General features: G+C 71.4%; 8 protein-coding genes. All 8 read left to right on the plus strand.

From position 1 onward, the window contains the following. Positions 1 to 78 precede the first annotated feature (78 nt). The 8 genes from DVS28_RS00345 (at position 79) to DVS28_RS00380 (ending at position 12030) form a co-directional block, all read left to right on the plus strand. Positions 79 to 996, plus strand: a complete 918-nt coding sequence (locus DVS28_RS00345) for a cell wall-binding repeat-containing protein (RefSeq protein ID WP_114589677.1) — start codon at positions 79 to 81, stop codon at positions 994 to 996. Further along, the gene (locus DVS28_RS00350) at positions 914 to 4084 is read left to right on the plus strand and encodes a S8/S53 family peptidase (protein WP_114589678.1); all 3171 of its coding nucleotides are present in this window, start codon (positions 914 to 916) and stop codon (positions 4082 to 4084) included. Before DVS28_RS00345 ends, DVS28_RS00350 begins: the two co-directional genes overlap by 83 nt. Positions 4085 to 4198: 114 nt before the next feature. Next, on the plus strand, positions 4199 to 6988 hold the full coding sequence (locus DVS28_RS00355; RefSeq protein WP_114589679.1) for a helix-turn-helix transcriptional regulator: 2790 nt from the start codon (positions 4199 to 4201) through the stop codon (positions 6986 to 6988). Positions 6989 to 7051: 63 nt separating this feature from the next. Beyond that, positions 7052 to 7399: a PadR family transcriptional regulator gene (locus tag DVS28_RS00360; protein WP_216826304.1), complete on the plus strand. Its 348-nt coding sequence runs from the start codon at positions 7052 to 7054 to the stop codon at positions 7397 to 7399. Beyond that, positions 7396 to 8484: a hypothetical protein gene (locus tag DVS28_RS00365; protein WP_114589681.1), complete on the plus strand. Its 1089-nt coding sequence runs from the start codon at positions 7396 to 7398 to the stop codon at positions 8482 to 8484. The genes DVS28_RS00360 and DVS28_RS00365 overlap by 4 nt, the downstream gene beginning before the upstream one ends. Positions 8485 to 8522: 38 nt before the next feature. Then, positions 8523 to 10817, plus strand: a complete 2295-nt coding sequence (locus DVS28_RS00370) for a bifunctional salicylyl-CoA 5-hydroxylase/oxidoreductase (RefSeq protein ID WP_114589682.1) — start codon at positions 8523 to 8525, stop codon at positions 10815 to 10817. Further along, positions 10817 to 11575 (plus strand): SDR family NAD(P)-dependent oxidoreductase, encoded by a 759-nt coding sequence (locus tag DVS28_RS00375; protein WP_114589683.1) that lies wholly within the window; start codon positions 10817 to 10819, stop codon positions 11573 to 11575. The genes DVS28_RS00370 and DVS28_RS00375 overlap by 1 nt, the downstream gene beginning before the upstream one ends. Further along, a complete protein-coding gene (locus tag DVS28_RS00380) occupies positions 11572 to 12030 on the plus strand; it encodes a MarR family winged helix-turn-helix transcriptional regulator (RefSeq protein ID WP_114589684.1) in 459 nt (152 codons plus the stop codon). Before DVS28_RS00375 ends, DVS28_RS00380 begins: the two co-directional genes overlap by 4 nt.

Here is a 12030-nt window from a genome sequence, read left to right on the forward strand (position 1 = left end):
TTCGGGCGGAGGTGGTGCGGCCTACCGTGCCCCACAGATCCGTCCGACCGGACGGGCCCGCTCGAGGGGAGCTCTCCTGTGTCGAACTCGCGTTCCCGACGACTGGCCACCATCCTGGCCCTCGTCAGCCTCCTCGGGCTGCTCCCGCCCGCCGGTGCGCAGGAGCCGGGTACGCCGCAACCGGGCCTCCCGACGGAGCGCCTGCAGGGTGACAGCCGCTTCGGCACCGCGGCAGCGGTCGCCCGTGCGGCGTTCGAGCGGTCCGACACCGTCTACGTCGCCCCCGGCGGTGCGTTCGCGTTCGCCCTCGCCGGCGGACCCCGCGCACACCGGGCGGCGGCGCCGATCCTCCTGACCGACGGTCCCACCGTGCCGGACGCCACGATCCAGGAGCTCCAGCGACTGCAACCCCACGAGATCGCCGTGCTCGGCGGCGTCGATGTCGTCCCGGAGGAGGTTGTGACGACCCTGGCCGGCTTCGGCACCGTTCGTCGCATCGCTGGCGACAACGTGGTCGACACCGTCGCGCGCATCGCCCTGGACGGCTGGCCCGACGGTGCCGACACGGTCTACCTGGCGACCGCCCAGGACTTCCCCGATGCCCTCGCCGGCGGGGTCGCCGCTGCCATCGACGACGCACCGATCCTGCTCGTCCAGCGCGACTACCTCCCGCCCGAGACAGCAGCAGCGCTCCGGCAGCTCGGCCCCAGCCACGTCAGGCTCCTCGGCGGCAACGCCGCCATCACCGATGGCGTCGCCCTCCAGCTGGGGGAGGTCACCGACGCGGTGCCCGGTCGCCTCGGCGGCTCGACGCGCATCCACACCGCCGTCGAGGTCAACACCGCCGTCCGCCCGTCGGGGCTGGACGTCGCCAACGTCTGGATCGCAACCGCCGAGAACTTCCCCCGACGCCATGGCCGCCACGCCAGCAGTCGTCGCGTCCGACGGCGCGCTGCTGCTCACCCGCCACGACTGCCTGCCCCACGTGGTCCGTGACGAGATCGCGCGGCTGGCCCCCGAACGGATCATCGTCCTCGGAGGCCCTGCCGCCGTCTCGGAGGACGCCGCAGCGCTGGAGGTGTGCGAGACCCTCCCGCCGCCGCCCACCTTCGAGGTGCGCCCCGCCGACCCCGTCGGCATGGAGCCCGAAGTCGGCGATCTCGGGCCCCGGCCGGTCGCGGAGATCCTGGACGACGAAGGGACAGCCACCCGCCTTGTCGAGGACGAGCTCGTGGTGTCCACCCGTGACGAGGCGGCCTTCGACACGTGGCTGCACGAGGTCGACGGGCAGGTGCTGCAGTCCATCCCCGGCTCCGACATCATCCCGCCGACCTGGGTCGTCCGACTGCCGACCCCCGGCAGCTCGTTCTCCCGCGTGGAGGTCGAACAGCTCGGATCGGACCTGCAGCTGCTCAACGGCATCGCGACGGGACACCACATCGTCACCTCCGACACCGCCCTGTCGACGGTCGCGACCGCAACGGCTGCCGTCGCCGACGGCCTGACGGTTGGACTCAACGTCGTCGCAGAGCGCGACGAGCTCCTCGACGGCGAGGTCGAGGAGTCGCCCAACATCGACGGGGTGGTGGAGTTCGCCAACCCGTTCACCTGGCCGCAGTTCGCGCGGGACGGCCTGCCGGGGACGGGGACGGCCGAGGCCTGGCGCCTGCTGGCCGCCAATGACCGGGCGGACGCCGAGGTCACAATCGGGATCCTCGACTCCGGCTTCGCGGAGGACAACGACGACTACCCCGAGGGCACCCTCGGCCGGGACGGCATCCGCAACACGACCCCGTGTGGCGGTCGGCCGTGTCCGTGGCACGGCACCGATGTCTCGGTTGCGGCCGCGGGTGTCCTCGACAACCAGTTCGGGTCGGCAGGCGCAGCTGGTCCGATCGGCCGAATCCGTCAGTACGGCCTTCTGGGCACCACGACGGGATCGATGATCGCCGCGCTGGCGACGATGGCCGGGGAAGGGGTGCCTCCTGTGATCAACGCGAGCCTGTCCTTCACGGTGCCTGCTGCCCTGACGCCGATGATGCGCCCCCTGGAGCACGTGACCCGGGGGCTGCAGATCCTGGGTGACGCCGTCTTCGTCGCGTCGGCCGGCAACCAGGGGCTGGACCTCAACCGCACCGACTGCCTCCCCTTCGGGGTGTGCTGGGAGCGAACGGGCACCTACCCCTGCGAGCTGGACGGCGTCTACTGCGTGGGTGGTCTGACCAGCGGTACCCGTGACAGGCACCCGAACTCGAACTTCGGCTTCGAGGCGTGCGAGAACCCGGTCTGTGCGGTGAAGATGTTCGCACCCTTCACCGTGCTCGTCGGCGCGAACCCCGACAACACGGGCAACCGGTTGCGACCGGTGAACGGCACGAGCTACTCCGCGCCGTACGTGGCAGGTGTCTTCGCCATGATGCGGGCCGCCGATCCGGACCTGCACGCACTCCAGCTCATCCACCTGATGAACGCCACGGCCCACTCCTCGACCCATCCACAGGTCGGCCGGGTGGTCAACGCCTACGGCGCGGTGCTCGAGGCGCTGGGGCCCGACGCACGCACGGTAATCGGCGCCAACCGCACGCCGTCCCCCTTCCCCGTCGATCCGGTCCCGGCCACGGGATTCAGCAGCGTCCTCAGCACCGATCAGGGGACCCTCCGCGGCGACGGCACGACCCCGTCGACACCCCCGACGGTGGGGTGGTTCGGCACGCTCCCCGGAACCACGTACTGGTCGGATGCGCCTTGGGCCGGGACCCCCCTGATCGCCGGCGACGTGCTGGTGGTCCCGGCGGTCGACACCCGGGACGAGCGACGAACGGCCAACGAGATCTCCCTGTTCGGCATCGATCTCGGGACGGGCGACATCCGCTGGTCCATCAGCGACATCGAGGGGACGTGCCCTCCGGTGGTCGACCGCGACGGGCGGGTCTGGGCCATCCGCGGATACGAGCAGACCAACGTCCTGGAGTGGAGCTTCGTGCTGCTGCGCATCGACGCGGCGACCGGGCGGGCCAGCCGCACGTTCTCCACACCTCGACACGCGACGGGCGGGGGATTCGCCGACGCAGACCCCCTGCGCGACTGCGACGGCCACCCACTTCGCCTCTCCCCCGATGGCACGCGGCTGCTGGTCTGGCAGGGCGAAGCCGTGGACTACGTGCGCTACAGCTCGCTCAGGTTGCTCGACATCACCCTGCCCGACGTGGTCGAAACCGCGAACATCCGCATGGACCCCACCGTGCCGGGTGGGGCGGCGTCGGACTTCAACGGTGACCGTGCCTGGGTCGAGGACCTGCGTGTTGCCGCGGACCGCCACACGGCATATGTCCTGCAGCGCGGCGCAGGAGACGACTCCGACGACATCACCGACGACGAGTGGTGGCTGCACGCCATCGACATGGCCGGTCTGCCCCGAACGGCCGACCTGATCGACCCGGGGATCATCGACCGCTCGGTCCGCCTCCCGGTCGGAGCGGTCGACATCGGGGCCTGGGCAGTCGTCGGCGATGACATCATCGTCTCCGGCGAGGAAACGCTGTCGGGCCGCCATCGGTTCCCCACCGACGGTGGCCGAACGAGCGGGCGCACGTTCCGCATCCACGACAACGGCACCGCCCTCGTCGAGCAGGCGCGTCAGCTCAGCGACAGCGGCGCCCCGGCCCGTCCCGGGGAGTTCCCGGATCGTCCGAGGACCATCGGCGTGGCGCCCACCGGCCAGCTGTACGGGCACACGAGCATCGCGGGGCTGCTGGGCATCGAGCCGGCGACCCTCACCCAGTCGTGGCGCACGGCCGCGGGGAGCTTCGAGGTCCCCGACTACGGCAGCCTCCTCGTCGACGTCTCCGGCAACGCCGTGGTCGCCGGCCAGTTCGCCGAGACGGTTGACTCGGTGACGCCGACGGGCACGACCCGGTGGTCGTTCCGCCTGCGCGGCGACGGCTCGGTCCACGTCGGCGCCGATGGCACTGTGATCGACTACTCCACCGTCGACCGAGTTCGGCTCGTCGCCATCACCGCCGACGGCCGGACGGTCCTGATCGGTGTCACACCACTCGGGCTGGCCGTGTTCGCCCTGGAGTAGCCGCGCAACGGCACCTGCAGACACGGAACTGCTGCCGTCGGCACGAACGCGGCTGTATCCTGACGATCCGAGGTTCCGGGGGCAGCTCAGACCCCGGTCGAGGATCGGGGAGCAGTGGACTCCGATGCGCTGCGCCGGCTCTGGGGCCGGGCCGAGGAGGTCGATGCGTTGCACGACCTCCTCCATGACGACGTCGACCATCCGAGTGGGATGGTGCTGCACGGTGACGGTGGCATCGGCAGGACCGCCCTGTGGTGGGCCGCGGTCGACATGGCCGAAGCCGCGGGCCACCGGGTGCTGCGTGTTCGGGCGTCGGTGGCTGACGAGCTGCTGGCCTTCGCCGGCCTCGCCGACCTGCTGGACGGGGTGGACGAGGAGGTCCTGGCCTGCCTGCCCGCACCCCAGCGACGCGCCGTCGACAGCGTGACCCTCCGGACCGATCCCTCGATCGACGTCGAGCCCCGCACCGTCGGCACCGCCCTGTCCACGCTGTTGCGAATGCTGTGCGCCGGTGGTCCGGTCCTTGTCGCCGTCGACGACGAACCGTGGTTGGACAGGCCGACGGCGGATGCGCTCTCCTTCGCGCTGCGGCGCATCGACCACCACGCCGTTCGCGTGCTCCTGACCGCGCCTGCGACCGCTCCGCCAGGACGTGTCCGGCAGACGCTGGTCGACGCCTTCGGCACCCGTCTCCACGAACGGACCATCGGCCCGCTGGATGCAGACAGCATGCGCCGCATCCTGGCCGAGCTCGATCGACCGTCGCTGCCCCGCACCCTCGTCGAGCGCCTCGTCGCCGCCGCCGGGGGGCACCCGCTGCTCGCCCTCGAGCTGGCCCGGGGCGTGCGCATGCTGGACCGGCTCCCCCGGGCCGACGAGCCCCTGCCGCTGCCGGCTCGCCTTCGTGACCTCGTCGCGGCCCGCGTCGAAGGGCTGGAGGAATCCGACCGCGCACTGCTGCGGCTGATCGCGTTCGCGTCTCGCCCGACGGTCGATCTGGTCCTCGCACAGGCCGGGGGTGCGGCGACCCTCGACGCGTGGGAGGCTGCCGGCCTCACCACCGTCGATCGCGGGGTGGTCAAGCTGGCCAACCAGATGCTGGCGGTGGCGGTGCGCGAGGGCGCAACCGGCCCCCAACGCCGTGCCACGCATGCGGCCCTGGCCACACTCGTGCCCGAGGTCGAACAACAGGCCAGGCACATGGCACTCGCCGACAGCCGTCCGGACGGCGCCGTCGCCGATGCGCTGGAACGAGCGGCCACCGCCACGGCGGCCCGGGGGTCGCCGAGCGCGGCTGCGGAGCTGGCCGCGCTGGCGGTGGCCCGGACACCCGAGACCGACCACGATGACCGTGCTCGGCGCCGGCTGGACTTCGCCGCGTTGTGCTTCCGCCTCGGCGACACCGACGAAGCCGTCGGGCTCGCAAGGTCGGTCCTCGGCAGCCCGACCACGGACGACATGCATGCCCGGGCACTGCTGTTGCTGGGAGAGGTCGAGTTCGAGAACGGCATCAGCGAGATCGCGGTTGCACATTGCCTGTCGGGGCTGCAGCTGGTCACCGACGACGTGGGGCTGCAGGCGCGTCTCCACGCCCAGGTCGCCGCAGTCGCCACCCACGACATGACGCTCGCCCTCGGGCATGCCGACCGGGCCATGACGTTGCTGGCCGGAATGGACGAACCCGACCCGGCGACAGCATGCATGGCGTTGCAGGGACGGATCGCCGCCACCCTCGCCCTCGGCGGTGGTCTGGTGATGGAGGACGTGGAACGGGCGATCCTCCTGGAGGGCAAGGCGCCCGCACCACGGGTGGCCGATCGGCCGAGCGCTGCCCTCGGGGCATGGTTGGCGTGGACCGACGACGTGGACGGGGCGAAGGAGGCGCTGGAGGCCACCCTGCAGACAGCCCGAGACGAAGGCGACGAGTCCAGCGTTCCCTATGCCCTGTCCCACCTGCCGTTGACCCTCCTCCGGCTCGGCGAGCTGGCCGAGGCCCGTGCGGTCGCCGAGCAGGTCCTCGAGGCCGCCGAGGCGACCGCACAGGACTACCAGCGGTGCCAGGCGCTGTGGATGCTCGCGATCATCGATGCCCACCTCGGCGACCTCGATGGCGCCACCCGCGAGGCGGAGGAGTGCCGGGTCGTTGCCGGGGCAGGCGAGGACCCGTGGGTGGTCCGTCAGGCGCTGTCGACGATGGGGTTCGTGGAGCTGTCGCGAGGGCGACCGGACGCGGCAGTCGGCCACCTGCGGGCCGCTGTGGAGCTGGAGGAGCGAATCGGCCTCCGCAACCCCGTGCTCAGGCGCGGTGCCCAGCTGCTCGCCGACGCCCTGGTCGAGGTCGGGGACCTCACGGCGGCTGCAGTCCTGATCGATGACCTCGCCGAGGCCGCGGATGTGCTCGACACCGCACCCACCCAAGCGGTCTGTCGGCGACTGCGGGCCCAGCTCGCTGCGGCCGACGGGCGCCTCGAGGACGCCCTCGACCACCTCGAGGAGGCGCGGCGGTACCACGCCAGGCGACCGTTCCCCTTCGACGAGGCACGAACCATGCTGGTCCTCGGACAGGTACAGCGTCGGCGACGACAGCGCGGACAGGCGGCGGCGGCGCTGCAGCACGCGAGGGACGGCTTCGCGGCCATCGGCGCGCAGGGCTGGGTGGCGCGGGTCGATGCGGAGATGGTCAGCAGCGCCGGGCGGTCCCGAACGGGGGCGTTGACGGCAGCCGAGCGGCGTGTGGCGGACGCCCTGCTCGCGGGCGCGACGGTCAAGGAAGCGGCGCGTCGGCTGCACATGAGCCCCAAGACCGTCGAGGTCCACATCACGCGCATCTACCGGAAGCTCGGCATCCGCTCGCGTGCCCAGCTCGGTGCGGCCCTCGGCGCCGCCGACACCCCGTCGCAGTGACGGGGTACGTCCCGCCGCACACACACCCTTGCCCGATATCTTGTTCCACAATATATTCTGGCCATGGCACCACGACGCATGACCGAGCAGGCGTTCTTCGTCCTCACGGTGCTCACCGGTGGTCCTCGCCACGGGTACGGGATCATGCAGGAGGTCGACGAGCTGTCCGACGGCCGCGTCGACCTGAAGGTCGGCACGCTGTACGGAGTCCTGGACCGCCTCGTCGAGGACGGCTTGGTCGAACCGGACCGAGACGAGGTCCACGACGGTCGGCTGCGCCGCTACTACCAGATCACCGACGCGGGCGGGCAGGTCCTCTGGCGGGAAGCCCAACGGCACGCAGCCAACGCCCGCATCGCCAGCGATCGGCTCCGGGCCCTGCGCCCGTCGTGGGAAGCCGGCGGCGCATGAACCGCACCGCGGGCAGCGAGCAGGAACCGACGATGCTGGAGGTCCGCTACCGACGGTTGCTGCGCATCCTGCCGACGGCCTACCGCCGGCAGTGGGAGGAGGAGATGGTCTCGACCTTCCTGGCGAGCATGGCGACCGATGACCCCGAGGAGGCGGAGTACCTGGCGTACTGCGGACGGCCCGGATGGTCGGAGCGGGCAAGTGTCGTGGCGTTGCCGGTGCGGCTGCGGCTGGGCGGTGTCGATGCGCCCCCACAGGCCTTCCTGTGGGGCGAGGCGGTCCGGCGCGTCGCCCTCGTCGTGCTGCTGGTCAACGCCGTGGGCGCCACGGTCATGGTGGCCCAGCAGGCGTGGCTCGCTGGCTTGGTCCCATGGCCCGCCGTGCCCGACCACGTCGTGGCAGCCGCAGACGGTGGACGACCGCTGCCGCTCGACGTTGCCGAAGCGACCGCGTGGATGGGCGCCTACGCCAGCCTCGTCCTCGGCCGCTGGCGAACGGCCCGGGTCCTCGCCGCGCTGGCGTTCCTCCCGTCGATCATCGGGGCGGCCACGGCCGCGGTCGCACTGCTTGCCGGTGCCGATTCGACGCCTTGGCTGACCGTCGCCATGCGGTGGATCGCCCTGGCCCTGATGGCGGTGCTCCTGCTCGGCCTCGCGGCGTTCCACGAAGGCGTCGATCGCGTCCCTTTCCGCCCGTGGATGCTCGCGTTCGTCGTCGGCCTGTCCGCCACCGCGGTGGTGCAGATCGGGCTGCTGGCCACCCCGGCCCTGCCCGGACCGCTGCTCGTCCCGTCCGTGGTCTGGTCCGCCTGGCTGCTGGTCGTGGTCGCCTTGACGTGGACGGGTCGGGGCTCGACCGACGTGGTGGGCTGGACGTTGACCCTGGCGATGCTCGCGGTTGCCCTCCTGGGCATGCGGGTGGTGTCCCTCCTGCCCCAGCTGCTGTCGAGTACCGGTGGTGCGGCGACCCACCCGTTTCAGCTGGTCGATGTCGTCGTCCTGTCCACCGTCGCAGCAGTTCTCGTCGGCAGGGCCAGGCGGGAGCTCCGCGCTCCAGAGGATCTGGCGCAGATACTTCACACTTGAACTTTACAAGTGCGAAGGACTGTGGTTGAACTGACCACATGAAGATCGCCTGTCTCGGTGGTGGCCCAGCCGGGCTGTACTTCGCCATCAGCGCGAAGCTGCGCGACCCCGACCACGACGTCGTGGTCCTCGAGCGCAACCGGGCCGACGACGCGTTCGGCTGGGGTGTCGTGCTGTCGGTCGAGACCCTGGACAACCTGGCGGCCAACGACCCGATCAGCGCGGCCGCAATCCGATCCCATTTCGCTTACTGGGACGACATCGCCGTGCACCACCGCGGCACGCGCACCCTCTCCACGGGCCACGGCTTCTGCGGCATCGGACGCCGGAAGCTGCTGGAGATCCTCCAGGGACGGGCCCGCGAGCTGGGCGTCGACCTGCGGTTCGAGTCGGAGGTTGCCGATCCGACCCCGCTGATGGACGACTACGACCTGGTCGTCGCAGCCGACGGGGTCAACTCGAAGGCGCGCATGGCCTTCGCCGACGTGTTCGAGCCCGACATCGACGTGCGTGCCTGCAAGTTCGTGTGGCTCGGCACCCATCAGACCTTCGACGACGCGTTCACGTTCGTCTTCACCGAGACACCCCACGGCTGGGTCTGGGCACACGCCTACCAGTTCGACGCCGACACCGCGACGTTCATCGTGGAGTGCGCGGAGGACACGTGGCGGGCCTGGGGCTTCGACGAGATGACCCAGGCCGAGTCCATCGCCACCTGCGAGGAGATCTTCGCCGACCACCTCGACGGCCACGCGCTGCTCAGCAACGACCGGCACCCGCGTGGTTCCGCATGGATCAACTTCCAGCGGGTCCTCTGCGCCACCTGGAGCCACCGCAACCTCGTCCTGATGGGCGACGCCGCGGCCACCGCGCACTTCTCCATCGGGTCGGGCACGAAGCTGGCGCTGGAGAGCGCGATCGCCCTGGCCGACTACCTGCAGGACGAGCCGGACATGTCCGCCGCCTTCTCGCGGTACGAGGACGAGCGTCGGTTGGAGGTGCTGCGCCTGCAGTCCGCGGCCCGCAACTCCACCGAGTGGTTCGAGGACGTCGAGCGGTACCTCCACCTCGACCCGGTGCAGCTGAACTACTCGTTGTTGACCCGCTCCCAGCGCATCGGCCACGAGAACCTGCGGCTGCGCGACCCCGACTGGCTGGCCGACGCCGAGGCCTGGTTCCAGCGTCGGGCCGGCGCCGAGGAGTCCGCCGTCGACCGGCCACCCATGTTCGCCCCCTACCGGCTGCGTGACCTGTCGCTGGTCAACCGGGTCGTCGTCTCGCCCATGGCGCAGTACCGCGCCGTCGACGGCTGCCCCACCGACTGGCACCTCGTCCACTACGGCGAACGGGCCAAGGGTGGCGCCGGCCTGGTCATGACGGAGATGACGTGCGTCAGCCCCGAGGGACGCATCACACCGGGCTGCACCGGCTTCTACGCCCCCGAGCACGAGGAGGCGTGGCGGCGCATCGTCGACTTCGTCCACGCCGAGAGCCCCGCCATGATCGCCGCCCAGATCGGCCACTCCGGGTCCAAGGGCTCGACCCAGCTCGGCTGGGAGGAGATGGACGCTCCGCTGCCGGTGGACTCGTGGCCGCTGATGGCCGCGTCGGCGGTGCCCTGGTCGGACCGCAACGACGTGCCGAGGGCCATGGACCGCGACGACATGGACCGGGTGCGCGAGGAGTTCGTCGCCGCCACCGAGATGGCGCTGCGCTGCGGCTTCGACATGATCGAGCTGCACATGGCGCACGGCTACCTGCTGAGCAGCTTCATCACCCCGGTCACCAACCGCCGGACCGATGCCTACGGCGGTTCGCTGGACAACAGGATGCGCTTCCCGCTGGAGGTCTTCCACGCCGTGCGCGCCGTGTGGCCGCAGGACCGGCCGATCTCGGTCCGCATCTCGGCCAACGACTGGGTCGGCGAGGACGGCATCACCCCGACCGATGCCGTCGACGTCGCCCGCGTGCTGCAGGACGCCGGGGTCGACATCTGCAACGTGTCCGCTGGTCAGACCTCCACCGCCGCGCGGCCCGTCTACGGCCGGATGTTCCAGACGCCGTTCTCCGACCGCATCCGCAACGAGACGGGCATGGCGACGATGGCCGTCGGCAACATCTACGAACCCGACCACGTCAACTCCATCCTCATGGCCGGCCGGGCCGACCTGGTCTGCCTCGCACGACCACACCTGGCCGACCCCTACTGGACGCTGCACGCGGCTGCCCAGCTCGGCGACCGGGGCGTCAGCTGGCCGCTGCCCTACCTGCCCGGCCGCGACCAGCTGTACCGGCTGGCCGAACGCGGCGAGACCCTCGGGACGAACGTCTGATGGCGGATCCGCTGGGCCCCCTCGAGGGACGGACCGCGCTGGTCACCGGCGGCGGGACGGGCATCGGCGCGGCCATCGCCCGGACCCTCGCCGGCGCCGGCGCCCGGGTCACGATCGCCGGCCGTCGCCCCGACCCGCTGGCCGACGTTGCCGACGCCCACGACGCCATCACCGCCGCACCCCTCGACGTGACCGACGAAGCGGCGGTCACGACGCTGTTCGCCGACCGCGGCCCCTTCGACATCGTCGTCGCCAACGCCGGCGCCGTGGCCAGCGCACCCGCCACCCGGACCAGCCTCGACCAGTGGCAGCAGCTCCTCGACGTCAACCTGACCGGGACGTTCCTGACCCTGCGGGAGGCGCTTCGCCAGCCCGCGACCGGCTGGGGGCGCCTGCTCGCCGTCGCCTCGACCGCCGGCCTCGTCGGGTACCCCTACGTCGCCGCGTACTGCGCCGCGAAGCACGGCACCGTCGGGTTGGTCCGCGCGCTGGCCAAGGAGGTCGCCGGGAGCGGTCGGACGGTCAACGCCATCTGCCCCGGCTACACCGACACGCCGCTGGTCGAGCGCAGCGTCACACGGATCACCGAGGCGACCGGCCGGTCGGCCGACGACGCCCTCGCCGGACTGCTCACCGGCAACCCGACCGGTCGGCTGGTGCAGCCCGACGAGGTCGCCGCCACCGCGCTGTGGCTGTGCGGACCCGGCTCGGACATGGTGACGGGTCAGGCCATCGCCGTCGACGGTGGCGAGACATGACCGCCCCGTCGACATCCACCGACGCCCAACGGCTGCGGCTGTGGCTGCGCATGCTGCGAGCGACCCGTCGGATCGAGTCCGACCTGCGCGAACGGCTCCGCGAGGCCCACGACACCACGCTTCCGCGGTTCGACGTCCTGGCGGCCCTGTACCGGGAGCCCGACGGCATGCGGATGACCCAGCTGTCCAAGCGGCTGATGGTCTCCAACGGCAACGTCACCGGCCTGGTCGACCGCCTTGCCGCCGACGGCCTCGTCGCCCGTGCCGCCATCGAGGGCGACCGTCGCGCCACCCGGGTCCACCTGACCGACGCCGGCCGGACCACCTTCGAGGAGATGGCGCCCACCCACCGGGGCTGGATCGACGACATCTTCGGCGACCTCTCCACCGAGGAGGTCAGCACCATGATCCACGCGCTCGAGAAGCTGCTGCACCCCGAGGAGCACACCCGATGA

The sequence above is a fragment of the Euzebya pacifica genome (assembly GCF_003344865.1).
Taxonomy (GTDB): Bacteria; Actinomycetota; Nitriliruptoria; order Euzebyales; family Euzebyaceae; genus Euzebya; species Euzebya pacifica.

Excerpts from the sequence above, each read along its gene's own strand:
- DVS28_RS00350 (WP_114589678.1), top strand. The coding sequence starts at position 914 with ATGGCCGCCACGCCAGCAGTCGTCGCGTCCGACGGCGCGCTGCTGCTC.
- DVS28_RS00360 (WP_216826304.1), top strand. The coding sequence starts at position 7,052 with ATGGCACCACGACGCATGACCGAGCAGGCGTTCTTCGTCCTCACGGTG.
- DVS28_RS00365 (WP_114589681.1), top strand. The coding sequence starts at position 7,396 with ATGAACCGCACCGCGGGCAGCGAGCAGGAACCGACGATGCTGGAGGTC.
- DVS28_RS00370 (WP_114589682.1), top strand. The coding sequence starts at position 8,523 with ATGAAGATCGCCTGTCTCGGTGGTGGCCCAGCCGGGCTGTACTTCGCC.
- DVS28_RS00375 (WP_114589683.1), top strand. The coding sequence starts at position 10,817 with ATGGCGGATCCGCTGGGCCCCCTCGAGGGACGGACCGCGCTGGTCACC.
- DVS28_RS00380 (WP_114589684.1), top strand. The coding sequence starts at position 11,572 with ATGACCGCCCCGTCGACATCCACCGACGCCCAACGGCTGCGGCTGTGG.